Origin of the sequence: Actinoplanes teichomyceticus ATCC 31121 (assembly GCF_003711105.1) — a bacterium.
GTDB lineage: Bacteria > Actinomycetota > Actinomycetes > Mycobacteriales > Micromonosporaceae > Actinoplanes > Actinoplanes teichomyceticus.
Genome location: NZ_CP023865.1, coordinates 7,447,751 through 7,471,843 on the forward strand (window position 1 = coordinate 7,447,751; position 24,093 = coordinate 7,471,843).

A 24,093-nucleotide genomic window follows, 5' to 3' on the forward strand; every position below is an offset into this window, starting at 1 on the left:
AATGTCTATGCATCGTTTGCAGGAGCATATATTTCGCGTGCATCGACCGTCCGGTACGGAGTAGGATGCCCGGCATGGAGCTGGAGAACGACCTTGTCGAACGCTGGCGGTCCCTCCTGACCTCCTACAACGAGGTCGCCGGCCACCTTGAGCGGGCCCTGAGCGAGTCCCACGACCTCACCCTCAGTGAGTACGAGACTCTCGACCGTCTCACCACCCACGAGTGTGACAAGCGACGCATGCAGGATCTCGCCGACACCATGTACCTGAGCCAGAGCGCCCTGTCCCGGACGGTGAGCCGCCTGGTGAAGAACGGGCTGGTCGAGCGGACCCACTGCGAGGCCGACCGGCGCGGCGTGTTCGTGGAGCTCACCGCGGCCGGTCGCCAGCGCTGGGCGCAGGCCCGTCGGACCCACCTCGCGGTGCTGGCCGAGCATCTGCGCCCGGCGGTCGCCTGAGCCGGTCCGCGAGCCCGGGCCGTCAGCCCGGCGCACCCGGCCGGGCCACACCGGCCGCCCGGAGCAGCGAGCCGCGGAGCCGGCTCACGCAGCCGGACCGGGAGCGTGCCGCCCGGTGGCGCCGGTGAGCCGTTCGCCGGCGCCCGGGGCGCCGATCGGATTGCCCGCCGGTGACACCCGGGCGACCAGCAGCACGGCCGCACCGCAGGCCATGACCAGGAGCCACCCGGGACGGGCGGCCGCGGCCAGCCCGGCCGCCGAGGCGCCCGCGACGAGTCCCCCGGCCAGCGCGATGCCGAGCGCGGAGCCGACCTGCCGCGCGGTGGAGGCGATCGCGCCGGCCAGCCCGACGCGGTCCGGTGGCAGGCCGCCGACCGCGGTGCTGGTGATCGGCGCGTTCGCGAAACCCACCCCGACACCGATCAACAGGTACGCCAGCAGCAGCACCGGCAGCGGAGTCCGGTCGCCCAGGCCGGTCAGCACGACCCCACCGGCCGCGGTGCTCACCCCGGCCAGCCGCAGCGGCAGGCGCGGCCCGCTCCGGCCCACCAGGCGGCCGGCGAGCGGCGCGCAGACGGTTGCCGCCACCGCCATCGGCAGGGTCACCGCTCCGGCCGCGAGCGGGGTGAGGCCGCGTACCTGCTGCAGGTAGAGCGTGCCGAGCAGCAGGGTGACGTTCAGGGCGACGAACACCGCGACCGCGCCGCCCACCGCCGCGGTGAACGGCAGCCGCCGGAACAGCCGCAGATCCATCAACGGCTCGGCCCGCCGGGTCTCCACCCGGGTGAACGTGAGCGTGGCGGCGGCGATCACGGCGTACGCGGTGATCATCGGCCCGGACCACCAGCCCAGCCGCGGCCCCTCGATGAGGACCGCGATCACCGCGCCCACCAGCACGATCAGCAGCACCTGCCCGGGCGGGTCCAGCCGGCGCGGACGCGGTGACCGGGACTCCGGCACGTAGCGGGCGGTCAGCCCCAGCACCAGCGCGATCAGCGGCAGGTTCACCCAGAACACCGGCCGCCATCCGAGCCCGGTGACCAGGGCGCCACCCAGCACCGGACCGGCCGCCATGCTGAGCCCGAACACCGCCGCCCAGATCCCGATCGCCTGCGCCCGCTCCCGGGCGTCGGTCATCACGCCGATCACGATGGCCAGCGCCACCGGGCTCAGCATCGACCCGCCCACACCCTGCACGACCCGCGCCGCCACCAGCGCGCCCAGCCCCGGCGCCAGCGCACACCCCACCGACCCGGCCGCGAACAGCACCAGCCCGGTCCGGAAGACCCGCCGCCTCCCGAACCGGTCGGCCAGCGTGCCCGAGGTGATCAGCAGACTCGCCAGCACCAGGGTGTACGCGTCGATCGCCCATTCCAGACCGCGGACACCGAGTCCCAGATCCCGGCCGATCGACGGCAACGCCACGTTGACGACCGTGGCGTCCATCCCGACCAGGAAGATGGCGGCGCAGCAGATCGCCAGCACCACCCATCGACGTCGCTTCTCCATCACGGCTCCCATCCGGCTCACGCCTGTCTCCCGTGATGCTCGCCGCCGGCGCCCCCACCTCCCCAGCGAACTTGCGAAGACCGCAAACTGCTCTCGTGGAACCATTGACAGACCTGCTCAACGGCATCGGCCCGCGGCTGCGCCGGATCCGGCAGGACCGCGGCCTCACCCTGGAGCAGGTGGCGTCGGCGACCGGCCTCTCGGTGAGCACGCTGTCCCGCCTGGAATCCGGCAAGCGGCGCCCCACCCTGGACCTGCTGATCCCGCTGGCCCGCACCCACCGCATGGCCCTGGACCACCTGATCGGCGCCCCGCCCACCGGCGACCCGCGGGCACACCTGACCCCGTACCGCACCGAGCCGCGTACCGGGAATCCCAGCGTGGTGGTGCCGTTGACCACCTACCCCGGCCGCCTGCAGGTCTTCAAACAGATCCTCGGCCCCGGCCCGGCCACGCCCTCCCCGGTGACCCACCCCGGCCACGCCTGGTTCCACGTGTTGTCCGGCACGGTGCGGCTGCTGCTCGGGCCCCGGGAGATGCTGCTGCAGCCGGGCGACACCGCCGATTTCGACACCACACAGCCGCACTGGTTCGGGCCGGCGACCGAGCAGCCCGCCGAGATCCTGCACCTCTACGGCCCGCACGGGGACCGCCCGCACTGATCGGCCGGCCGTCACCACGTCCATTTCTGCAGCGCGTCGCCGTTGCACGTGGCCAGCTGGATCGCCGCCTTGTCGTCCACCGACGCCGCCGCCAGGCACAGCCGGGTGTCGGCGACCGGCCGGATCGTGCCGTCCGCGCCGAACTGCCAGGCCTGCGCGTTCGTCCGGTTGCAGGTGTATGTCCACACCTTCTGGCCCGGCGAGAAATTGCTCGACGGTACGTCGAGGCAGTTGCCGAGAACCCGCAACGACCGGTCGTCGCTCAGCCGGGTCAGCGCCTGCGCCTTGCTGTTGTTGCACGTGTAGGCCTGCGGATAGGTGCGGATCGCGAGCGTGGACGCCGGCACGTCGACGCACCGGCCGGTGCTGTTGCGGACCGGGCTCATCACCGGGTTCGGGCCCTTCGCCACCTGCACGATCTTCGCGATCGACGGCACGCCGGCCGCGTCGACGACGAAGAGCATGTAGTAGCCGGGAGGCGCCACACCGCCGTTCGGCGGGCCGGTCACCGTCAGCGTCGTGCCGGACGCGGAGAACTTCAACGGCACGTAGCGCTGGCCCTGATCCACGCCGTGGGTGGAGTCGCCGAGACCGACCAGCGCGACCTTCCGGATGCTCGCCGCCTGGCGGGTGGAGACGGTGAAGGCGGTGTCGACGGCGACGCCGGCCGGCGCGGCGGAGATGACCGGCCGGGTGGCGAGCCGGCCGGTGCCGTCCTTGGCGTAGAGGTACGGCGGGGAGAAGTACTCGACGTTCTTCTCCAGGTAGCCGACCGTCATGCAGGGCCCGCAGATGCCGCCGCCGCCGGTCATCACCCGCCCGTCCGGCAGCAGCACCGCCGCCGAGTGGTACTGCCGGATGCGGTGCGCGCTCGCCAGCACGGTCCACTGCCCGGTCGCCGGATCCCAGCGCTCCGCGGCTGTCGCGGCGTTGTCGAGATCGACCAGGCCGTCGGTGGCGGTACTGGTCAGGCCCCCGGTCGCCAGCACCGAACCGTCGGCGAGCACGGTCGCGTTCAACTGCCGCCGGCCGGTCGACAGCGACCCGGTCGCCGTGTAGGCCGGGGCCAGCCCGGTGGTGCTGTCGACCACGACGGCGGACCGGGTGGGACGCTTGGGCACGCCGTCCTCGATGCCGCTGCCGCCGCCGACGACCAGGGACTTGCCGATGTCGTACGTGGAGAAGCTGCCGTAGTCGCGGTTCATGCCGTCCCGGTTGCTGGTCGCCGTGATGACGCCGTCCCCGGAGGTGTTGATCGTGTAGCCGGTGAAGTACGGCCCGAAGAGGCCGATCTGGGTGTCCGGGCGCGAGCCCATGTAGGGGTAGAGGCGGGCGCTGTACTTGCTGAAGCCGGGGAGGGCCCGGATCGTGCCGTCGGTCTGGTACACCTCGGCGGTCGCCGGGCCGCCGCCGATGATCACCTCCTCGCCGTTCGCGGTCTCCGCCACCGAGGGATACCAGCGCCCGGCGGCCATGTCCCGGCCGCGCGTCCACGTCTCGGTCCGCCAGGCGAACACGTAGGTGTTCACCGTGCCCTCGAGCTTCGCGTTGGCGTTCCCGCCGGCCACCAGGATGTCGCCGTTGCCGAGATGGGCGAACCCGGCACAGAAGATGTTGCTGCCCTGCAGGTCGACGCGCTTGTACGTGTCGTCGGCCGGATTCCACACCACGGCCCGCGTGAAGCTGTGATCCGGATACGACTCGGCCGCGTTGTCGCCGACCGAGTCCCACATCAGCACCTTGCCGCTGGGCAGCACCGCCTGGAAGACCGGGACCACGGGGGTGTCGACCACCGCGCTCCACTGGCCCGACCGGCCCGCGTCGGCCACCGCGTTCGCCCTGGCAGGCGCCGCTCCCGGACGCACGCCGGTCCGGCGCTGGATCCGCGCGGCGGTCGCCGCGGTCTGTTGCTCGATGACCCGCATCGGCGTGCCGACCAGGTCCTGGGCCATGTGCTCCCGGGTCTCCTCGTGCGCGTGGGCCTCCCCGGGCGGCTCGGCGCCGCCGGACGTGCCGGACCCGCCGGACGCGGCCCCGCCGGACGTGCCGGCCGTGCTGGGCACCGGCTCCCCCGACGCGTGGGCCGCCGCCGGCCCGTGGGTCTCCCCCGGCGCGTGGACGTGCCCGTGCTCGGGGACGCCGCCCCGCTCGTGGGTGTACCGCCCGGCCTCGGGCGGCCCGGTCTCACCCGCGGCGGCCGTCGAGGTGCCGCCCAGTAACAGGGCGGACAGCAGTCCAGCGGCCACGATGCCGCGACGGGTACGCATGCAGGGATTCCCTTCGCCGAACGTCCATCGGCGGCGTATCGGAACCCATGTCGAGCCGGAACCGGCTGGCACAGCGCTGCGCCGTCGGTACCGTTCCCCCCGCGTCCACAGGAAGCACGCCACTTCGGGCCGCTGCGCACCGAGTGCGCACACGGCGGCACGAGTGATCGTCGAGCGTGCTCGGATATGGGCCGCCGCGCATCACCCTGCGGCGCCGCCACCGTCTCATCTGAGCGGTGCGGCCACCATAACCTGTGACTTAGCTGTTCTTCAATGTACCCACGCCGGGCCGGACCCGTCCGCACCGACCGGGACCGGCGGCTTCCGTCGGGCACCGACCGGGCCGGACCCTTCCGCACCAACCGGGACCGGCGGCTTCCGTCGGGCACCGACCGGGCCGGACCCTTCCGCACCGACCAGGACCGGTAGCGTCCGTCGGGCACCGACCACGCCGGGCCGATCCCGTCCCCACCGACCGGGACCGGCAGGTCCCGTCGGGCACCGCCAGGGCCGGGGGCCGCTCGCGTGCCGTCGCACGGCAACCGCCGTGACGCGCAGCGTCCGGTGCCTCGGACGCCGGAGCGGGAACGCGAAGAGGGGCCCCGGTCCGCGCTTTCCGCGAACTGAGACCCCTCACCACTCGTAGCGGGGACAGGATTTGAACCTGCGACCTCTGGGTTATGAGCCCAGCGAGCTACCGAGCTGCTCCACCCCGCGTCGGCTCGTAAAGACTAGCGCACCGTCGCGGAGAGCTGCAAAACAGCCCCCCGCGACGGTGTCAGTGCTGGTCAGCCACCCACGCTCGGGGACGGCGCCACCGAGGCGGACGGGGCGACCGACGGCGCCCCGCTGGGCGTCGCCGCCGGGGTGTTGCCGGCCCCCTGTACGGCCTGGAAGCGGCTCATCGCCTCGTCGAGGGCCTGCAGCGCCTCGCCCTGGGCGGCGAAGTTGCCGGACTTCTGGGCGTTCCGCAGATCCTCGATCGCCTTGTCGACCGCTGCGGCGGCCTGGGCCAGGTCACCGCTGACCTGGGCCGGTGGGGCGCCGGGCTGGGTGCTCGGCGGGGTGGTGCCGGTGTTGCCGGTGCTCTTGCCGAGCGCGGCGAGGGCTTTCAGACCCTTGGTGAGGTCGTCCTCCAGCACCACGTACTGCCCGCCGTCGCCGTACGACATCAGCACCTTCTGCAGCAGTGGCGCGGCGTTGGCCTGGGCGCTCTTCACGTAGACCGGCTCGACGTACAGGATCGCGTTCTCCAGCGGCAACGAGATGAGGTTGCCGTAGAGGACGGTCTGCTGGCCACCACGGTTGAGCAGGGTGAGCTGCTGCGCGATGCTGGCGTTGCTGGTCATCAGGCGATGGACCTGGACCGGGCCGGACACCACGGTGTCGTCGGGCAACTCCAGCACTTCCAGCGACGGTTTGCCGTTGGCGTCGTACGACCCGGAGATCAGGGCGGCCATGTTCTCCCGGTTGGCCGGGGTCACCCCGGAGGTGAGCTGGAACCTGGTCTCGTCCTGATCGGGCAGCTTCACGTTGAGGTAGAACGGCGGCTGCTTGTCCCCGGTCTGCGGCGCGTCCGGCGCGTTCGGCACCTGCCAGAAGTCGTCACCGGAGAAGAACGTGCGGGGGTCGGTGACGTGGAACTTGGTGAGCAGGTTGCGCTGCACCTTGAACAGGTCGGCCGGGTAGCGGAAGTGCTCGGCCAGTTCGGCCGGGATGTCCGCCTTCGGGATCACCAGGTCGCCGCCGAACGCCTTGTTCCACGCCTTGAGGACCGGGTCCTGGTCGTCGAACTGGTAGAGCTTGACCGTCCCGTCGTACGCGTCGACGGTCGCCTTGACCGAGTTACGGATGTAGTTGACGTCGTCCCGGGCCAGCGCGAACGAGCCGGTTCCGGTGAGTTCGTCGCGGGTCTCGGTGGCCAGGTTGATCTTCTGAGCGTACGGATAGGTCTGCGCCGTGGTGTATCCGTCGAGGATCCACACGATCCGCCCGCCGACCACGGCCGGGTACGGGTCGCCGTCGATGGTGAGGAACGGCGCGACCTTCTCCACCCGCTCCCGCGGGGTACGGATGTACATCAGCCGGGAGTTGTCGTTGACCGCGTCGGAGAGCAGGAAGTTGCTCTCGGTGTTCTTGATCGCGAACACCATCCGGCGGAAGAACGAGCCGATCTCCACGCCGCCCTTGCCGTCGTAGGTGTACAGGTCGGAGGCGTTGGTGTTCTGCTCCTGCGGCCGGTCGAACTCGACCTTCTTGTTCGGGTCGGACTGCCCGACGATGGCGTACTCGGTCGACTGCTCGCCGAAGTAGATCCGCGGCTGCTCCGCCTTGATCAGGTCGGTCGTCGCCGAGCAGCTGCCCTTGTTGTCGGTGGCCAGGAAGCCGGAGACGAAGTACGGCAGACCGCCGCCGCACACCTGGTTGGCCGGGGCGGCGACCAGGCCGTACCCGTGGGTGTACACGGTGTGCCGGTTGATCCAGTTGCGCTGCTGGGCGGAGAGCTTCTCGTCGTTGATCTCCCGGGCGCCGACCACGTAGTCCTGGGTCTTGTTGTCGATCGTGTAGCGGTCGACGTCCAGTTTCTCGCCGAAGTCGTAGAAGCCGCGGAACTGCTGCGACTGGGTGAAGGCCTGGGACACCAGCTGCGGGTCGATCAGCCGGACGTTCTGCGCGCTGGTGTCGGCGGGCAGGTTGGTCGGCGGGTCCTCGTCACGGGCGCTGTACTGCTCGACCGCGGTGTCGGTGAGGCCGAACGCGTCCCGGGTGGCCGCGATGGACCGGCTGATGTACGCCTGCTCCTTGTCGAAGAGGCTCGGCTTGACCTGGAAGTTCTGCACCGCGAGCGGGTAGATGCCGCCGATCGCCACGGCCGAGACGGCCAGCAGCGCCAGCGAGACGCCCGGCCACACCAGGTTCCGCATCACCGCGTTCGAGAACACGATGATGGCGATCGCGACCACGATCGAGATGTACGCCAGGATCTCCTTGGCCGGCAGCAGCGCGTTGACGTCGGTGTAGCCGGCGCCGTACAACCCCGGGGAGACGTGCTGCTCGAGCAGCAGAGCGCGCCGGTCCAGGACGTACGCCACGGCCTTGAGCAGCACGAAGATGGCGACCAGCGTGGTCAGGTGAGCGCGCGCGGCGGTGGTCATCCGGTCGCCGACGCCCTGCAGGCGCACGCCACCGAAGATGTAGTGCACGGCCAGCGAGCCGAGCACGGACAGCACCACCGCGGTGAAGCCCACGCCGAGCAGGTAGCGCAGCAGCGGGTAATCGAAGATGTAGAACCCGATGTCCACCTTGAACTGCGGGTCCACCTTGCCGAACGACTGCCCGTTGCGGAACAGCATCCAGTCCTTCCACCGGCCCTGCGCGGACAGGCCCGCGAACAGGCCGATGACCGCGCTGAGCACGGTGATCCAGATGCCGAGCCGGGGCGCCAGGACCGAGCGGTAGCGCTCGAGCGTCGCCTGTTCCGCCGAGTGCGGTCGCAGCAGCGGCCGCAGGCGGTACGCCAGGTAGAGGTTGCCGCCCACGACCAGGGCCGTCGCCGCACCGATCACCAGGAACAACACCAGCTTGGTGAGCAGCACCCCGGAGAAGACCTTCGTCTTGTCGACCTCGGAGAACCACAGATAGTCGGTGTACGCGTCGATGCCCCAGCCGAGGAGCGTGAAAAGTATGAAGACCCCGACCAGGACGCCGACGGTGACGCGACCGCGCCGGCTCATCCTCGGCAGAGGGCTGTTACGCATTACCAACGTTGGCTCCACACTTCGTCGGGCCGGTGTTTCACCTTACGATGTCCCATCCAGCTTCGATACGCTGCCGAACTGTCCGGTCACGGGCGGTGGCGTCACGAGGCCGAGCAGGGCGTCGGCGTGCCGCCGGACGTGAACGTCTTGAGGGCGGTGAGGGCGTCGTCCACGGTGGCCACCTTCGCCATCGGCAGACCGGGCACCGCGTTGCGCAGCGCCTCCGCACAGTTGTCCTTCGGAACCAGGAAGAGTTTGGCGCCGGCGTCCTTCGCCCCGACCAGCTTCTGCGGGATGCCGCCGATCGCGCCCACGTTGCCCTCGTCGTCGATGGTCCCGGTCCCGGCGATGACCTTGCCGCCGGTCAGGTCCTCGGCACGCATCTTGTCGATGATGCCGAGGGTGAACATCAGGCCCGCGCTCGGCCCGCCGATCTTGTCAAGGTCGATCTTGATGGTGAACGGGTGCGGCTGCTTGGTGCCGATCTCGATGCCCAGGCGCGGGGTCCTGTCGTCCTTCCCGGCCCGGGTGGTGATCACCGAGCTGCCGGCCTTGCCGTCCCGGGTGTAGTTCACGGTCAGCGCGCTGCCCACCGGCTTGGCCCGGACCAGCTCGGTGAGCTGGGTGGGGCCGGTCACCGCGGCGCCGTCCACCGAAGTGATCACGTCGTCGGCGCGCAGCACACCCTCGGCCGCGCCGCCCGCGGTGACCTTGCGCACGTAGGTCTGCACCGGGTAGCCCAGCTCCCGCAGCGCGACCGTCTCGGCGCTGGTCTGGGACTGCCTCCACTCCTGCGCGTTCTGCTCCTGGACCTGCTTCTCGCTGCGGTCCGGCGGGTAGACCAGCTCCCGCGGCACGACCGCGTCCTCGCCGCTGAGCCAGCCCTGGACCGCCTGGACCAGCTCGACCTTGGATTGCACGTTCACGGTGGTCAGCCGCAGCTGCCCGGACGACGGGGTGGTCCCGGCCCCGGTCACCTGGATCACCTCGGTGCCCTGGGACGAGCCCAGGGTGTTCACCGTCGGGCCGGGCGTGAGCACCACGTACGGCAGGGGTGCGACCATGACACCGGCGGCCAGCAGGGCGGTTATCAAGGCGCCCAGGATGACGGTGACACCGCGACGTCTCATGCGCGTGAGACTACCCACCCTGTCTGAGTTCTCTCTGAGCTGACACCTCCCTCGGTCCGCTACGAGCGTTTCGCGCGTACCGTGGGGGTCGTGCCTGATATCCCGTTCGGCTTCTCCCTGCCGGGCGCGCAGCCGCCCGACCCCTCCGACCCGCAGCAGATGCAGCAGTTCATGGCGCAGCTGCAGCAGATGTTCGCTGCCCCCGGCAGTGGCCCGGTGAACTGGGACCTGGCCCGGCAGGTCGCCGCCAGCCAGCTCTCGGCCAACGGCGACCCGGCGGTGAACATGTATGAGCGCCACCAGGTCGAGGAGGCGCTCCGGCTCGCCGACCTCTGGCTCGACCCGGTCTGCGCGCTCCCCACCGGCATCCACAAGGCGGTCGCCTGGAACCGCAACGAGTGGATCTACAACACCCTGGACGTCTGGAAGAAGCTGTGCGAGCCGATCGCCGGCCGCATGGTGGGCGCCATGGGCGACCTGGTGCCCGAGGAGGCCCGCGCCCAGCTCGGCCCGATGCAGTCGATGGTCGCCACGCTCGGCGGCGCGCTCTTCGGCGGCCAGCTCGGCCAGGCCTTCGGCCAGCTCGCGGCCGAGGTGCTCTCGGCCGGCGACATCGGCCTCCCGCTCGGCCCGGCCGGCACGGCCGCGCTGGTGCCGGCCAACATCAAGGCGTACGGCGAGGGCCTCGAACTGCCCGAGGACCAGGTCCGGCTGTACGTCGCGCTGCGCGAGGCGGCCCACCAGCGACTCTTCGGCCATGTCCCGTGGCTGCGCGCGCACGTGCTCAGCGCCGTCGAGGCGTACGCGAACGGCATCACCGTGAACCGGGAGGCGATCGAGGAGGCGATGAGCCGCGTCGACCCGACCGATCCGGAGTCGATGCAGGCGATGGCGCTCGAGGGCATCTTCACGCCCGAGGACACCCCGCAGCAGAAGGCCGGCCTGGCCCGCCTGGAGACGGCGCTGGCGCTGGTCGAGGGCTGGGTGGGGCACGTGGTCGACGACGCGGCCGGTGACCGGCTGCCGTCGGTGGCCGCGCTGGGCGAGGCGTTCCGGCGCCGCCGGGCCGCCGGCGGCCCGGCGGAGCAGACCTTCGCCGCCCTGGTCGGGCTGGAGCTGCGGCCGCGCCGGCTACGCGAGGCCGGCGCGCTCTGGACGGCGGTCACCGAGCACCGCGGCATCCCGGGCCGGGACGCCCTCTGGGACCACCCCGACCTGCTGCCCACCGGCGAGGACTTCGCCGACCCGGAGGCGTTCGCCCGCAGCCGGTCGGACTGGGACATCAGCGAGCTGGAGGGCCTGGGCAGCAACCCGGAGCCGGGCCCGGAGCCGGGCCCGGACACGCCGGAGAAGTAGCCGGACCGCTCCCGGCCCTCACCGGGAGCGGCGCCCACCTCCCCCACAGCCGCCGGGCGAGCGCACCCGCGCCGCGGTCCGGGCGTGTGGCCGGGACCGGCGCCCACCCGCCCACAGTCAGCGGGGCGCGGCCGGGAGCGGCGCCCGCGTGCCCCACGGCCAGCGGGGCGCGCCCGCGCCGCGGTCCGGGCGTGGCCGGGAGCGGCGCCCACGTGCCCCACAGTCAGCGGGGCGCGCCCGCGCCGTGGTCCGGGCGTGGCCGGGACGGGGCGCCGGTCACCCTCCCAGCAGGGCCCGGGTGTTGTCCCAGCCTTCCAGGGCGACGTCCAGCGTCGCCAGGTCGGCCGGGCCGCGCAGCCGGCGCCACGGCGGGGTCGAGGTGACGTCACCGGGCGCCGGCGCGGTGCGGCGCAACCGCTGTGCCGAGGCGGTGTCCAGGTCGTGGTCGGCCAGCCAGTCCGGCGCGGGCAGACCGGTTGCCACGCCCAGCAGCCCGCCGCCCGGTCCGCCCGGGGCGACCGCGACCGCCCTGCTCTCCAGCGGGCGCAGCAGTTTGCCGAGGATCATGCCCGGTACGTCCGGGGCGTCCGCCGCGATCACCGCGGCCTGTTCGAAGCCGTCCGCGGCGGCGGCGCCGAGGACGGGCAGCACGGACATCCCCGGGACCTCGTAGATCCGCATCCCGGGCCAGGCGATCTCCTCGGCCAGGCTGCGGTCGGCCGGCGTGGCGGCGATCGCGGCCTCGGCCTGGGCCAGCCGGGCCAGCAGGTCGGCCACGTCCTCGGCGAGCGCGGCACGCCAGGCGCGCGGGTCGACTCCCGGGGGACTCCACGGCACCGGCACCAGCATCGCCACCACCACACGCCGCGTCACAGCGTCACAGTACTCATCGCGTACCGGGCAAGTGCCGGAGGCGGCCGGTGCCGGAGCGGGCCGCGGACCTCGCGCCAGGCGAGTTACGCCGCCGATCTCCCGCCAGGCAAGGTACGCCGCGGGCCTCGCGCCAGCCGAGTTACACCGCGAGCCTCGCGCCAGGCGCATCACACCGCGAGCCTCGCGCCAGGCGCATCACACCGCGAGCCTCGCGCCAGGCGCATCACACCGCGAGCCTCGCGCCAGGCGCATCACACCGCGAGCCTCGCGCCAGGCGCGTTACACCGCGGGCCTCGCGCCAGGCGGTCTACTCCGCCATCACGAGGCTGCCGGCGGCGGCGACGCCCTCCAGGTAGCCGCGGGCGCGCTCGGCCTTGGGGAAGCGGTTGACCAGCTCCCAGAAGCAGGCGTTGTGACTGGGCACGACCAGGTGGGCCAGCTCGTGCAGGAGAACGTAGTCGATCACCCAGTCCGGCATCTCCTGAATGCGGTGGGAGATCCGGATGGTGGCGTCATCCGGCGTGCAGGAACCCCAGCGGCCGTTCTGGTTGGTCACCCAGCGCACGCTGGCCGGTGCGATCAGATCGGTGTGGTCGTCGAGGTAGCGCATGGTGAGCCGGCGGGCGCGGGCGAGCAGTTCGGCATCGGTGTGCCGGAGGCGCTCCTCCCGGGCGGCCAGCCGGGCGAGCATCCGCTCGACCCACTCGGTCTCCTCGGCGCGCGAGAACCGGTCCGGGATCAGCACGACCACGCGCTCCCCGTCGCGATACGCGGACACCGTCCGGCGACGACGCTGACTGCGCCGCACTTCCACGACAGGTTTGCGCGCGCGGGCCATTACCGGCTCGCGCGGCCCAGATTCGGGTTCACGTTGAGACGCTAATCCGCGAGACCCTGGTCACCGCAAGAGTACGCCCAAGGACTGTCACGGGATATGCACGTTACGTCCGCGAATACCCGAAAAAATTTTCCTCAGCGGCAACATCTGAGACAGTCGTCAACCTAGACCATCGTCGACTCAAGCGCTCACTCGACCCTCCCGTCCCTTTAGTGCCGTTCTGAAGGCAATAGTCGGCGTGTCCCGGCAAACGTGTACGAAAAGGGCAGTTCGCCCCGGCACACTCACGTCGTCGGTGACACCGCCGACCACGCGCTGACATGGAACCGGTCTGACCTGGGTAAGTCCACGCCCCGGACGGATGGCCACAGCCACGTGGCCGCACAGGCCCCGCCCCGCCGAGCACGCGGGACACGCCTGACGGTCCAGCGCCGCAGACAGGTTCGCGCCCGTCGCCGCGAACCGGCACGGGGCCCAGCGGCCCACGACACGAACGAGGAGGAACCGTGGCCGAAAACACATACAACGGCTATTGCGTCAAGTGCAAGGAGAAGCGCGACTTCCAGGGCAACGTGGAGGTCTCCAAGACCGGCATGAACATGGCCAAGGGCAAGTGCCCGGTCTGCGGGACCACGATGAACCGGATCCTGGGCAAGGCGAAGGCTTGAGGTCCACTTCGGGGAGGCCGGCCGGACGGTCGCCCTCCCCGGCTGGACCGTAACCGTGTCCGATCCACCACGTTGAGTCATCGGGAACCTCTGTACCCACCTGTGGATAACTTACGTCTGCTTGTGGAAAACCCTGTCGGGTGCGTCGGCGGGCTGTGGATAACCAACTCGCTCCGCAGCCCCGCAGTGACACCCTGTCACTCATGACTCCGCCGCCCCGCACCCCACTGCCCCGGCCCACCCTGATCCCGGGCCTCTCCCGGGTCTGGCGCGGGCCGGTCGAGCTGCAGCTCGGACTGGATCCGGCCCACGCCGTCCGGGTGGAGATGCCCGACCCGCGCCTGGCGCGCGTGCTCGACCTGCTGGACGGGAACCGCCCGGAGCGGCAGGTCCTGCTGCACGCGGCCGAGCTGGGCGTCTCCCCGGACGAGACCCGCCAGCTGCTCGACCTGCTGCACCACGCCGGCCTGGTGCTGCCCTCGGCGGCCCTGCTGCCGGCCACCCTGCCCGCCGCCGAGCGACGACGCCTGACCGCCGAGGCGGCGGCCCTCGCCCTCGACGCGCGCGACGGACGGTCCGCCGCGCCCGGCGCCCACGACGGACAGCCCGGCGCCGCGGTGCCCTCCCCGGCCCGCACACTGCGCCGCCGCCGGGCGGCCCGGGTGCTCCTGGCCGGACGCGGCCGGCTCGGCGCCACCATCGCGGTCGCCCTGGCCGAGGCCGGGGTCGGTCACGTCCACCCGGACCTCTCCGGCAGGGTCGGGCCGGGTGACCTGGCCGGGAGCGCGCTGCACCCGGCGGATCTGGGCGACCCGCTGCACGCCGCGGTGGCCGCCGCGATCCGGCGCGCCGCGCCCGGCACCCAGGTGCACGAGATCCGCCGCGCACCCGTCAGCGTGGTCGTCCAGCTCGCCCATGACCAGCCGGCCGCCCTGGTCGCCGCGGCGCACGCGGCCCGCCGCCGGCCCCACCTCGCGGTGCGCATCCGCGACGGCGCGGCGGTCGTCGGCCCGTTCGTCCCGGCCACCGGCGGCCCCTGTCTAAACTGCCTGGAGTTGCACCGGCGCGAGCGCGATCCGGAGTGGCCCGGCGCGCCCGCGCCGCCCGGGCCGGACGCCGCCGAGCCGTGCGCGGTGGCCACCGTGCTGGCGGCCACCGGGTACGCCACCGCGGAGGTGCTGGCGTTCCTGGACGGCGGCACGCCGCAGACCCTGGGCGCGGCCGTCGAGATCACCGCGCCCGGCCGGTTCCGCCGCCGCACCTGGCCGGCTCACCCGGGCTGCACCTGCCACCGCCGGAGCCGCCGAAGTGCCGATCGTTAATCGAACCTTTGTCGCATAAGCTGGCGAACCAGTTCTTGACGGGCAGAGGAAGAGCCAACCGTCAGTCACAATGATCTGGTGACGGACATACCGCGCCGCGCGGCCTCCCGGACCGCCAAACTGGCCGCATTACCCCTCGGCTTCGCCGGCCGTGCCGCGCTGGGCCTGGGCAAGCGGGCCGTGGGGATGGCCGCCGACGCCATCTCCGCGGACATCCAGCAGCGCACCGCCGAGCAGCTCTTCAGCGTGCTGGGGCAGCTCAAGGGCGGTGCGATGAAGTTCGGCCAGGCGCTGTCGGTGTTCGAGGCGGCACTGCCCGAGGAGATGGCCGGCCCGTACCGCCAGGCGTTGACCAAGTTGCAGGAGGCCGCTCCGCCGATGCCGGTGGCAAGCGTGCACAAGGCGCTGGCCGAGCAGCTCGGGCCGGACTGGCGGAACAGCTTCGCCGAGTTCGACGACAGCCCGGCCGCGGCGGCCAGCATCGGCCAGGTGCACCGGGCGGTGTGGAAACTGCCGCCGGCCCGCAAGAACGCGAAGCCGAAACTGCTGCCGGTCGCCGTCAAGGTGCAGTACCCGGGAGCCGGCGAGGCGCTGGTCTCGGACCTCAAGCAGCTCTCCCGGCTGGCCGGCATGTTCAAGATCATGCAGCCCGGGATCGACGTCAAACCGCTTCTCGCCGAGTTGCACGAGCGGGTCGTGGAGGAGCTCGACTACGAGATGGAGGCGGCGACCCAGCGCGCGTTCGCCGCCGCGTACCACGACGACCCGGAGATCTTCGTGCCCCGGGTGGTGGCCTCCGCACCCCGCGTGCTGGTCACCGAGTGGGTCGAGGGCGCCCCGCTGTCCAGAGTGATCGCCGACGGCAGCGTGGCCGAGCGGGACGAGGCCGGCCGGTTGATGGCGATCCTGCACTTCTCCGCGCCCGGCCGGGCCGGGCTGCTGCACGCCGATCCGCACCCGGGCAACTTCCGGATCCTGCCGGACGGCCGCCTCGGTGTGATCGACTTCGGTGCGGTGGCCCGCCTGCCCGAGGGCCACCCGGAGCCGATCGGCCGCCTGGTCCGGCTCGCGCTGGACGGGGACGCCGAGGCGGTGGCCGACGGCCTCCGCTACGAGGGATTCATCCGGCCCGACGAGCCGATCGACGCGGAGGCGGTGCTCGGCTTCCTGCGCCCGATGATCGAGCCGGTGGCGGTGGACCGGTTCCGGTTCACCCGGGCCTGGCTGCGCGGCGAGGCCACCCGGCTCGCCAATCCGCGGTCGCCGGCCTATCAGCTGGGGCGCAAGCTGAACCTGCCGCCGTCGTACCTGATGATCCACCGGGTGACGCTGGGCTCGATCGGCGTGCTCTGCCAACTGGAGGCCGAGGCCGGCTATCGGGAGATCCTCCAGAGGTGGCTGCCGGGGTTCTCGCCGGTCGCCTGAGGTCGCCGTCCGGCCCCGCACATCGCGGCCGCGGCGGGGGCGCGCAGCGGCGGCCGGCGGTTGACCGGCGCCACCCGACGCGGTGCACCAAAGGGAAAACGGGCCGGCCCGCGGAAATGACGAAGCCCGACCGCCGAGCGGTCGGGCTTCGTCATTTCCCAGGTAGCGGGTCTATTCGCCGATCAGTACCCGCCGACGCCGAGTTCGCGGGCGGCCTGCTTACGGCCCTCCATGGCGATACGACGGGCGGAACGGTAAGCCTCAGGTGCACGGTCACTCTGAGGCCGACGCATTCGAGCCCTCGACAATGCCTCTTGGATGAGTCTCACCTTGGTCACTCCATTCGTGTGCACCGATACGGTGCCGGGCTTTCGGGTGGTGGTATCGGGGATGGTCGCGTCGTTCATCTCAGGCCGCCAGCCGGACGGAGTTGCGGGAGTCGAGACCGTTCGCGGCGAGCCGCTGCTCGACCTGGACAGCCAGCTCGGCGTCGCGGGCGACGTCGGCCTTGCGGGGACGGCCACGCGGCCGCTTGCGCGGAACCACGGCGCCGCGCTCGAAGATCTCGCCGCCCCAGACACCCCAGGGCTCGCTCCGCTCCACCGCGCCGGCCAGGCACTCGACGCGCAGCGGGCAGTCCCCGCAGAGCGACTTGGCCAGCTCCAGCTGGGTCGGGGAGTCGGAGAACCACAGGTCCGGGTCGAACTTCCGACAGGGCAGGTTCGCCTCGATCTCGACGGTGATGTCGATCGGGGCCAGCGCCAGACTCATAAAGCCCGGTCACCTCTCTCTTCTTCTCGATCTTCTGGATCGCGTTTTCCGGTCGTGCACCGGCTGGTGAGCCGGCGAAAAAAAATTAGGCCGCGGATCCCGGTTACGGGTTCCGCGGCCTCGAGGTGAGCCGGAGGTCTGGTCTGTCAGACCGGCCTTCCTCGAGGCGGGACACCGCCACCATCCGTGTAGCGCTTGCCGGAGATGGAGTCGTTGCCCATGAACCCAGTGGTGCCGTTGATGCTGGTGGTGCCGGTGCTGCCCTTGACTCCGCCGGCGAGCACACGCTCGGCCGCCCACTCGCCCAGCTCGGCCTGGGACGGGCTGAGGACCTGGTGCACCTGCGGAGCCGGGACCCGCTCGGCAGCCGGCAGCGCCGCCGGAACGGCAGCGGCGGGCAGCAGAACGGACGGAGCGCAAACGGCAGACGGCAGCATCGACGGACGCATCAGCGTGGTGTTGATCCTCATCGGTGCCACCTCCTCCATCGACTTGCACTCGTAGCTCGATCTTGCCCGGGAGGGTCCCCCGGCAAGGTGTGTCCTGAGGCTATGCCTGCCCTACACGGGAGGGCAAACGAATTAACGGACTAGTTTTCAAAGTTTTTTCGGCCAAGGTCCTCGGGGCTCGCGCCGCCCACCAACGCGAACACCGCCTCGCCGTACTGGCCAAGCTTGCGCGGGCCGATTCCGGCAATCGCCAGCAGCTGGGCCGGATCGGTCGGGCGGCGTTCCGCCACGGCCACCAGAGTGGCGTCGGTGAACACCACATATGCAGGGACTTTCAAGTCCGCGGCGGTGCTCGCGCGCCATTCCTGGAGCCGCTGGAACAGGTCCTCGTCCATATCGGACGGGCAGGTCGGGCAGCGTCCCAGCTTGCGGTCCGCGCCGGCCAGCAACGTCGCCCCGCAGATCCGGCAGGACGACACCTTCGGCACCCGGCGGTCGGCGCGGCGACCCCGCTCACCGGCCGGACCGGACGACCCGGCGCGCTCGGCGCCGCCGGACCGCTCCAGCTGCGGCAGGAAACGGCACGGCCGGCGGGCCCGGCCGCCCGGCGCCCGGGACTGGCCGTAGGAGAGCCAGAGCAGCTGCCGGGCCCGGGTCACCCCGACGTAGAGGAGGCGGCGCTCCTCCTCCAGCTGCTCGGCGGTTTTCGCGTACGTCGTGGGAATCGTCCCGTCCGCGAGCCCGACCAGGAAGACCGCGTCCCACTCCAGGCCCTTGGCCGAGTGCAGCGAGGCCAGGGTGACCCCGGCCATGGTCGGCGCGTGCTGCTGCTCGGCCCGGCGGGCGAGTTCGTCGTTGAAGGCGGCGAGGGTGACCTCGCGCTGCACCCGGGCGCCCTCGCCGATCGGCAGGATCTGCGGCTCTCCCGCGTACTCCTCGGCGAGCACGACCAGCGCCGCGAGCGCCTCCCACTGCTCACGGGCGGCTCCGCCGGGCGGCGGCTGGGCGCGGTTCCAGCCGGTCGCCCGCAGCCCCTCCACGACCGCCTCGACGAGCGGCGTCTCGCCCGGGATGGCGCGCACGGCGGCACGCAGGGCCACCATCGCCTGCCGCACCTCGGGCCGCTCGAAGAACCGTTCGGCGCCGCGGACCACGTACGGCACCTCGGCGTCCGCCAGGGCTTCCTCGTACGCCTCGGACTGCGCGTTCGTACGGAAAAGCACCGCGATCTCGCTGGCCGGCGTGCCGGCCGCCAGGAGCTGGCGGCAACGCCGCGCCACCGCGGCCGCCTCGCCCGGCTCGTCCGGGAAGATCTTGAGCTCCGGTTCCGGGCCGGGCGGCCGCTGCCCGTGCAGTTCCAGACGCAGTTTCGCCTCGGTGCCACGGGCCTGCCGGATCACCGCGTTGGCCAGGCCCACCACCTGCGGGGTGGAGCGGTAGTCGCGGACCAGGCGGACCACCACGGCGCCGCGCCACCGGCGCGGGAAGTCGATCAGGTGGGCCGAGGTGGCGCCGGTGAACGAGTAGATCGTCTGGCTGGCGTCGCCCACCACGGTGAGATCGTCCCGGCCGCCCAGCCAGGCCTCCAGCAGGCGCTGCTGCAACGGGTTGACGTCCTGGTACTCGTCGACCACGAAATGCCGGTACTGCGCCCGGATCTGCTCGGCGACGTCCGGATGCTCCTCGATGCCCCAGACCGCGGCACGCAGGAGGTCCTCGAAGTCGATCACGCCCTGCCGGCGTTTGAGCGACTCGTAGGCCGCGAACACCTCGGCCACCCGGGCCGGCTCCAGCGGGGGCTCCCGCAGCGCCTTGGCGGCGGCCACCGCGTACTCCCCGGGTTCGACGAGGGACGACTTCGCCCACTCGATCTCACCGGCCAGGTCGCGGGCGACCGCGCGGTCGGCGCGCACCCCGGCGCGGGCGGCGGCCAGGCCCACCACCCGGATCTTGCTCTCCATCAGTTCGGGCATGCCGCGGCCGTCGAGCAGGCGGGCGGCGAAGTAGCGGACCTGGCGCAGGGCGGCCGCGTGGAAGGTACGGGCCTGGACGCCGCCGGCGCCCAGCGAGGTGAGCCGGGCACGCATCTCGGCGGCGGCCCGCGCGGTGAAGGTCACCGCGAGCACGTGCCGCGGGTTGATCTCGCCGGACAGCGTCCGGTACGCGATCCGGTGGGTGATCGCCCGGGTCTTGCCGGTGCCGGCGCCGGCCAGGATGCAGACCGGCCCGGCCGGGGCCGTCACCGCCGTCCGCTGTTCCGGGTCCAGCCCGGCCAGCACCGTTTCAGTCCGCACGGTAGGGAATCATGACACCCCTGGGGAGCGTTGTGCCGTAGGCGTAGTGCCGTGTGACTCGTATCCGAAGGAGCCCTGTCCGATGCTGACCATGTACTCGACGTCCTGGTGTGGGTACTGCCACCGCCTCAAGTCGCAGCTCGATCGAGAAGGCATCGCCTACGACGTGGTGGACATCGAACAGGACCCGAAGGCCGCCGACTTCGTGATGAGCGTGAACGGCGGCAACCAGACGGTGCCCACGATCCGCATCGTTCCCACCGACGGCAGCTCCGAGATCGTGATGACCAACCCGTCGATCATTCAGGTCAAGCAGGCCCTGGCCGGCTCGGGCGTGGCCGGCTGATCGAGCCGGCACGGGCCGTCCGCACGGTCCGGCAACACAGCAGGCCCCGGCGATGAGCCGGGGCCTTCGCGTACTCCGGCACGCCCGGCGGGGTTCCTACTGACGTCGCCGGGCGAGGACACAGAACTCGTTGCCCTCGGGGTCCGCCAGCACGACCCACGATTGGTCACCCTGGCCGATGTCGACGCGCCGTGCGCCGTGCGCGACCAGACGGGCCACCTCGGCGTCCTGGTCATCCGGCCGGAAGTCGAGATGCAGGCGGCTCTTGGCCGTCTTGGGCTCATCGATCCGGACGAAGTCCAACCCCGGCATGCGATCCGGCGCCGGACGGATCTCGAACTCCTCGTCGGAGGAGTGCACCACCACCCAACCGAGAGCCTCGGCCCACCACTGCCCCAGGGTCACCGGATCGACCGAATGAACGATTACCTGCTCCCACTCCAAGGTCATCCAAAGAGGCTAGACCTCGTGATCCGGTGTCGACGAGCACGCCGACGCCGCAGCACGGCGGCCCGGCGCCGGCCGGGTGGGCGAGAGCACCCGGGGCCGGACCGGCCGGCTGGTGCCGACGCGCAGGGGGCCGGCCCCGTTCCGGGCCGGCCCCCTGCGCGTGCCCGGCGGTTCTACGGGATCAGCGCCGGGATGCTGGAGTCGAGCAGGCCCCGCTCCTTGAGCACGCCGTAGAGCGGCGTGGTCTCCGGGTAGTGACCCCACTGGTGGTCGCCGTCACCGTTGCCGAAGCCGCCGAGCAGCTGCTTCTGCACGTCGTTGAGGCCCGCCCACTCCGGCCGGTTCGGCAGGTCCGCAACCTCGTCGCGGATGACGATCCAGCGCGGCGTGTAGCCGAAGAACGCGCCGACACGGGTGATGTCGGAGTAGTTGTCCGAACGGGCGTGCCAGATGCGCCGGTCGAAGACCACCAGGTCACCCGGGTTCGCGGTGATCTGCACGGCGCCCTCGGGCTGCGGCCACGGAACGCCACGGCTCGGCGGGCCGGGCAGCCAGTTGGTCTTGTGGCTGCCGGGCAGCACGGTGAAGTTGCCCCGGCCGGTCTCGCTGACGTCGGAGAACCAGTACGCCAGCTTCACCGACATCATCGGACGCGGGTCGGTCTCGATCTCCCGGTTCTGCCGGCCGCCGTCCTGGTGCCAGTGCCACCATTCCTTCTGCTTCTCGTGCAGCTGCGGGTGCACGTCGATGTGCGAGTGGTACACGTGGATGTTCCACCCGAGCAGCGACCAGATGTACTTGAAAGCCTTGGGGTGGTCGAGCAGGAAAGCCAGCTCGGGCACGTGGGCGATCGGGGAGAGCTGGTGCAGCGCGCCGGTCGCGCTCAGCGTGCCCTCGGCCTTCGCCTTCTCGTAGTACCCCAGGATCGCGGTCCGGCCGGCCTCGATCTCGCTTTCACTCAGCACCGACGGCACGATGATGTAGCCATCGCGGTCGAACGCCTCCCGCTCCTCCGCGGACATCGGCGTCCACGCAGGCGCTTCCACCTGGGTCATCGGATCCCCTCTCGCTCTTTTAAGCATTGACGCGACCAGACCGCGCCCAGGTTGCCTCGCGAGACGAGAATTCTTCTGATCAACCGGTCAGCCGTGCTCCCGCCCACCGTCGTGCAGCCACTTCTCGATGAGGTAGAACGCGATCGAGGAGCGCATCGGCAGGCCCATCGGGACACCAGTGTCCGGGTGCACGTAGTCACCGGCGATCATCCCGGCGATGTCGTCGCGGGAGAACCAGTGCGCCTCGTCGATCTCCTCCGGGTCCAGCCGCAGCGGCTGCGCCGGGTCGGCGGTCGCCAGGAAGCCGAGCATCAGTGAGCCCGGGTAGGGCCAGGACTGGCTGCCCTCGTACCGCAGGGTGTCGAGCCGGATGCCGACCTCCTCCCGGACCTCGCGGATCACCGCGGCCTCGGCGGACTCACCCGGCTCGACGTAACCGGCCAGGCAGGAGAAGCGGGTCGCGCCGTCCGGCCCCCGGCCCCAGGCCGCGTTGTGCCCGAGCAGGCAGCGGCCGGCCGGGCCGGGCACGCCGTCGTGCACCACCACGATCATCGCCGGGTCGGTACGCGGCCACATCAGCTGCCCGTCCGCGTCGGCTCGGGCCCAGCCGGCCTCCACCGCGACCGTCGGCTTGCCGGTGCGCGGCGAGAACCGGTGGCTGGCGTGCCAGTTGGTGAGCGCGGCGGCGGCTGTGAACAGGCCGGCGTCGCGGTCGTCGAGCAGGTGGCCGATCTCCCGCAGCGTCGCCGGACGCGTTCCGTCGGCCGGGGGCGGCGTCGCGTCCATGGTCCACAGCGGGGTGCCGTCGGTGTCGAGGCCGAGGAACCAGTGCTCGGCGTCCGGGGCGTCGGCCGACGGGATCAGGACCAGCGTGGCGCCCCCGCCGGCCCGGTCGGCGACCAGGGCCCGGCCCCCCTTCGCCAGGTCCACCACCAGGACCAGGCCCCGGGTCCAGGCCTCGGCCAGCCACGCCTCGTCCTTACGGCGCTCGGCGGCACGGTCCAGCGTGGTACGCGCCAGCGGTGGGGTGCCGGGCTGCTCACCGCCGAGGTCGGGCTGCTCCACTTGCTCGGTGCCGGTCACTGCGCGCTGCGCTCCACCGCGGTCAGGGCGGCGAGCTGGGGCTCGACCTTCTCGGCGTCGCCGAGCACCACGGTCACCCCGCGCGACGGGGCGAGGTACCTGGCCGCGGCGGCGGCGACCTGCTCCGCGGTGGCGGCGGCGAGCGCGGCCGAGTGCTCCCGCAGGTAGTCCAGGCGCAGGCCGAAGCCCGCGTACACGCTGGCCAGCCCGGCCAGACCGGCCTGGGTGGACATGCCCAGCCGGAGGGTGCCCAGGGCGTACCGCCGGGCCTGCTCCAGCTCCTCCTCACCGGGTGGGAGGCTGGCGATGCGGCCCAGTTCGTACGTCGTCTCCAGCAGGGACGGGCCGGTCACCTCGGTGGCCACGTCGGCGGCGGCCAGCAGGGCGGAGCCGGCCACGAAGTGCTCGATCACCGAGTGCGAGCCGTACGTGTAGCCCTTGTCCTCGCGGATGTTCTCCACCCAGCGGGACGAGAAGTACCCGCCGAACACCATGTTCGCCAGGGTGAGGGCGGCGTAGTCCGGGTCGGTACGGGTCAGCGCGGGCAGCGCGATCCGCAGCGACGACTGCACCGAGCCGGGCCGGTCGACCAGCAGCAGCGGGCCCGGCCGCAGCGCCGGGGTGGGCGGGACGACGCCGTCGCCGGCCGCGCCGGTCCAGCCGCCCAGCATCTTCTCCGCCAGGTCGATGGCCTGCTCCGGATCGATGTCGCCGACCAGGACCAGGGTCGCGCCGTCCGGCCGGACCCGGTCGGCGTGCAGCCGGCGCAGGGCCTCCGGCTCCACGGCACGGACCTCGTCCGGCTCCGGGGTCTGCACCGCGTACGGGTGGCTGCCGTACATCCGCTTGAGCAGCGCGACCCGCGCCAGGTGCGAGGGCTGGCTGAGGGCCACCTGGATGTGGTCGACCAGGCGCTCGCGCTCGGTGACCACCTCCTCGCCGGGGTAGGCGGCGTCGGTGAGCACGGCGGCCAGGATCTCCAGGGTCCGGCCCAGCCCGCCGGCCAGCGCGTTGCCGCTGATCTGCAGCCGGTCCGGGTCCAGCCCGGCGGCCAGGCCACCACCGACCGCCTGCAGCTCGGCGGCGATGTCCAGCATCGACATCGTGCCGGTGCCGGTGAACAGCGCCTGGGACAGCAGTGTCGCCGGGGCCAGCGGGGCCCGGCCGAACGGGATGCGCAACCGCACCTCGACCAGCGGCACCGCGGCGCGGCGGATGGCGATCACGGTCAGCCCGGTGGGCAGCTTGCGCTCGGCCTGCGGGGGCAGGGTCAGCTCGGCGTCCGGGATCAGGTCCGGCAGGGCCTTGGTCACGCTGGTCATGCTGTGCCTTCCTTCGGCGTGCGCGGTGCGAGGCCGGGCGGCGGCGCGGCGCGGCGC

General features: G+C 72.0%; 20 protein-coding genes and 1 tRNA gene. 7 read left to right on the forward strand and 14 right to left on the reverse strand.

Features of this window, described 5'->3' with window-relative positions; all coding sequences use genetic code 11:
• The first annotated feature begins 74 nt into the window (after positions 1-74).
• Complete coding sequence (locus tag ACTEI_RS32670) at positions 75-458, forward strand: MarR family winged helix-turn-helix transcriptional regulator (RefSeq protein WP_122981161.1); 384 nt, start codon at positions 75-77, stop codon at positions 456-458.
• Positions 459-542: 84 nt separating this feature from the next.
• Here ACTEI_RS32670 and ACTEI_RS32675 read toward each other — a convergent pair whose 3' ends face one another.
• Positions 543-1,967 (reverse strand): DHA2 family efflux MFS transporter permease subunit, encoded by a 1,425-nt coding sequence (locus ACTEI_RS32675; RefSeq protein WP_122982554.1) that lies wholly within the window; start codon positions 1,965-1,967, stop codon positions 543-545.
• A gap of 95 nt (positions 1,968-2,062) precedes the next feature.
• On the opposite strand from ACTEI_RS32675, the gene ACTEI_RS32680 reads away from it, so the two are divergent.
• The gene (locus ACTEI_RS32680) at positions 2,063-2,629 is read left to right on the forward strand and encodes a helix-turn-helix domain-containing protein (RefSeq protein WP_239082133.1); all 567 of its coding nucleotides are present in this window, start codon (positions 2,063-2,065) and stop codon (positions 2,627-2,629) included.
• 11 nt (positions 2,630-2,640) lie between these two features.
• On the opposite strand, the gene ACTEI_RS32685 is transcribed toward ACTEI_RS32680, so the two are convergent.
• From ACTEI_RS32685 to ACTEI_RS32700, 4 genes are all read right to left on the reverse strand, one after another.
• Positions 2,641-4,896 carry a galactose oxidase-like domain-containing protein gene (locus ACTEI_RS32685; protein WP_239082134.1) on the reverse strand — a complete coding sequence of 752 codons (2,256 nt, stop codon included), beginning with the start codon at positions 4,894-4,896 and terminating at the stop codon, positions 2,641-2,643.
• Positions 4,897-5,539: 643 nt separating this feature from the next.
• Positions 5,540-5,613, reverse strand: a tRNA-Met gene (locus ACTEI_RS32690).
• Positions 5,614-5,684: 71 nt separating this feature from the next.
• Positions 5,685-8,630, reverse strand: coding sequence for a UPF0182 family membrane protein (locus tag ACTEI_RS32695; protein WP_122981162.1), 2,946 nt, complete (start codon positions 8,628-8,630; stop codon positions 5,685-5,687).
• Positions 8,631-8,755: 125 nt separating this feature from the next.
• Positions 8,756-9,784, reverse strand: a complete 1,029-nt coding sequence (locus tag ACTEI_RS32700) for a YlbL family protein (RefSeq protein ID WP_122981163.1) — start codon at positions 9,782-9,784, stop codon at positions 8,756-8,758.
• 90 nt (positions 9,785-9,874) lie between these two features.
• Here ACTEI_RS32700 and ACTEI_RS32705 point away from each other — a divergent pair, with 90 nt between their 5' ends.
• The gene (locus ACTEI_RS32705) at positions 9,875-11,140 is read left to right on the forward strand and encodes a zinc-dependent metalloprotease (protein WP_122982557.1); all 1,266 of its coding nucleotides are present in this window, start codon (positions 9,875-9,877) and stop codon (positions 11,138-11,140) included.
• Positions 11,141-11,416: 276 nt separating this feature from the next.
• Here the strand turns inward: ACTEI_RS32705 and ACTEI_RS32710 are convergent, their stop codons facing one another.
• Entirely contained in the window at positions 11,417-12,013 is a 597-nt protein-coding gene (locus ACTEI_RS32710) for a hypothetical protein (RefSeq protein WP_122981164.1), read from the reverse strand.
• Between the two features lie 307 nt (positions 12,014-12,320).
• Positions 12,321-12,851 carry a M48 metallopeptidase family protein gene (locus tag ACTEI_RS32715; RefSeq protein ID WP_122981165.1) on the reverse strand — a complete coding sequence of 177 codons (531 nt, stop codon included), beginning with the start codon at positions 12,849-12,851 and terminating at the stop codon, positions 12,321-12,323.
• Between the two features lie 506 nt (positions 12,852-13,357).
• On the opposite strand from ACTEI_RS32715, the gene ACTEI_RS37555 reads away from it, so the two are divergent.
• The 3 genes from ACTEI_RS37555 (at position 13,358) to ACTEI_RS32725 (ending at position 16,266) form a co-directional block, all read left to right on the forward strand.
• Positions 13,358-13,519 carry a DUF5679 domain-containing protein gene (locus ACTEI_RS37555; protein ID WP_164466214.1) on the forward strand — a complete coding sequence of 54 codons (162 nt, stop codon included), beginning with the start codon at positions 13,358-13,360 and terminating at the stop codon, positions 13,517-13,519.
• A 203-nt stretch (positions 13,520-13,722) separates the two neighbouring features.
• Positions 13,723-14,841: a ThiF family adenylyltransferase gene (locus ACTEI_RS32720; protein WP_122981166.1), complete on the forward strand. Its 1,119-nt coding sequence runs from the start codon at positions 13,723-13,725 to the stop codon at positions 14,839-14,841.
• 78 nt (positions 14,842-14,919) lie between these two features.
• Positions 14,920-16,266, forward strand: coding sequence for an ABC1 kinase family protein (locus ACTEI_RS32725; RefSeq protein ID WP_122981167.1), 1,347 nt, complete (start codon positions 14,920-14,922; stop codon positions 16,264-16,266).
• A gap of 408 nt (positions 16,267-16,674) precedes the next feature.
• Here the strand turns inward: ACTEI_RS32725 and ACTEI_RS32735 are convergent, their stop codons facing one another.
• The 3 genes from ACTEI_RS32735 to ACTEI_RS32745 form a co-directional block, all read right to left on the reverse strand.
• The gene (locus ACTEI_RS32735; RefSeq protein WP_122981169.1) at positions 16,675-17,037 is read right to left on the reverse strand and encodes a WhiB family transcriptional regulator; all 363 of its coding nucleotides are present in this window, start codon (positions 17,035-17,037) and stop codon (positions 16,675-16,677) included.
• Positions 17,038-17,183: 146 nt separating this feature from the next.
• Positions 17,184-17,507, reverse strand: coding sequence for a hypothetical protein (locus ACTEI_RS32740; protein WP_187645858.1), 324 nt, complete (start codon positions 17,505-17,507; stop codon positions 17,184-17,186).
• A 119-nt stretch (positions 17,508-17,626) separates the two neighbouring features.
• The gene (locus tag ACTEI_RS32745; RefSeq protein WP_122981170.1) at positions 17,627-19,780 is read right to left on the reverse strand and encodes an ATP-dependent DNA helicase UvrD2; all 2,154 of its coding nucleotides are present in this window, start codon (positions 19,778-19,780) and stop codon (positions 17,627-17,629) included.
• An 82-nt stretch (positions 19,781-19,862) separates the two neighbouring features.
• Here ACTEI_RS32745 and ACTEI_RS32750 point away from each other — a divergent pair, with 82 nt between their 5' ends.
• Entirely contained in the window at positions 19,863-20,126 is a 264-nt protein-coding gene (locus ACTEI_RS32750) for a mycoredoxin (RefSeq protein WP_122981171.1), read from the forward strand.
• Between the two features lie 96 nt (positions 20,127-20,222).
• Here ACTEI_RS32750 and ACTEI_RS32755 read toward each other — a convergent pair whose 3' ends face one another.
• The 4 genes from ACTEI_RS32755 to ACTEI_RS32770 form a co-directional block, all read right to left on the reverse strand.
• Entirely contained in the window at positions 20,223-20,576 is a 354-nt protein-coding gene (locus ACTEI_RS32755; RefSeq protein WP_122981172.1) for a VOC family protein, read from the reverse strand.
• A 173-nt stretch (positions 20,577-20,749) separates the two neighbouring features.
• Positions 20,750-21,631: a phytanoyl-CoA dioxygenase family protein gene (locus ACTEI_RS32760; protein WP_122981173.1), complete on the reverse strand. Its 882-nt coding sequence runs from the start codon at positions 21,629-21,631 to the stop codon at positions 20,750-20,752.
• Positions 21,632-21,718: 87 nt separating this feature from the next.
• The gene (nudC, locus tag ACTEI_RS32765; protein WP_239082135.1) at positions 21,719-22,714 is read right to left on the reverse strand and encodes an NAD(+) diphosphatase; all 996 of its coding nucleotides are present in this window, start codon (positions 22,712-22,714) and stop codon (positions 21,719-21,721) included.
• Entirely contained in the window at positions 22,711-24,036 is a 1,326-nt protein-coding gene (locus tag ACTEI_RS32770) for a M16 family metallopeptidase (protein ID WP_122981174.1), read from the reverse strand. The genes nudC and ACTEI_RS32770 overlap by 4 nt, the downstream gene beginning before the upstream one ends.
• Between the last annotated feature and the right edge of the window lie 57 nt (positions 24,037-24,093).

What these genes read in the sequence shown, in the direction of transcription:
- ACTEI_RS32750 (WP_122981171.1), top strand. Translation starts at nt 19,863, where the DNA reads ATGCTGACCATGTACTCGACGTCCTGGTGTGGGTACTGCCACCGCCTC.
- ACTEI_RS32720 (WP_122981166.1), top strand. Translation starts at nt 13,723, where the DNA reads ATGACTCCGCCGCCCCGCACCCCACTGCCCCGGCCCACCCTGATCCCG.
- ACTEI_RS32685 (WP_239082134.1), bottom strand. Translation starts at nt 4,896, where the DNA reads ATGCGTACCCGTCGCGGCATCGTGGCCGCTGGACTGCTGTCCGCCCTG.
- ACTEI_RS32740 (WP_187645858.1), bottom strand. Translation starts at nt 17,507, where the DNA reads ATGAGGATCAACACCACGCTGATGCGTCCGTCGATGCTGCCGTCTGCC.
- ACTEI_RS32715 (WP_122981165.1), bottom strand. Translation starts at nt 12,851, where the DNA reads ATGGCCCGCGCGCGCAAACCTGTCGTGGAAGTGCGGCGCAGTCAGCGT.
- ACTEI_RS32695 (WP_122981162.1), bottom strand. Translation starts at nt 8,630, where the DNA reads ATGAGCCGGCGCGGTCGCGTCACCGTCGGCGTCCTGGTCGGGGTCTTC.
- ACTEI_RS32735 (WP_122981169.1), bottom strand. Translation starts at nt 17,037, where the DNA reads ATGAGTCTGGCGCTGGCCCCGATCGACATCACCGTCGAGATCGAGGCG.
- ACTEI_RS32700 (WP_122981163.1), bottom strand. Translation starts at nt 9,784, where the DNA reads ATGAGACGTCGCGGTGTCACCGTCATCCTGGGCGCCTTGATAACCGCC.
- ACTEI_RS32770 (WP_122981174.1), bottom strand. Translation starts at nt 24,036, where the DNA reads ATGACCAGCGTGACCAAGGCCCTGCCGGACCTGATCCCGGACGCCGAG.
- ACTEI_RS32670 (WP_122981161.1), top strand. Translation starts at nt 75, where the DNA reads ATGGAGCTGGAGAACGACCTTGTCGAACGCTGGCGGTCCCTCCTGACC.
- ACTEI_RS32755 (WP_122981172.1), bottom strand. Translation starts at nt 20,576, where the DNA reads ATGACCTTGGAGTGGGAGCAGGTAATCGTTCATTCGGTCGATCCGGTG.
- ACTEI_RS32675 (WP_122982554.1), bottom strand. Translation starts at nt 1,967, where the DNA reads ATGGAGAAGCGACGTCGATGGGTGGTGCTGGCGATCTGCTGCGCCGCC.
- ACTEI_RS32760 (WP_122981173.1), bottom strand. Translation starts at nt 21,631, where the DNA reads ATGACCCAGGTGGAAGCGCCTGCGTGGACGCCGATGTCCGCGGAGGAG.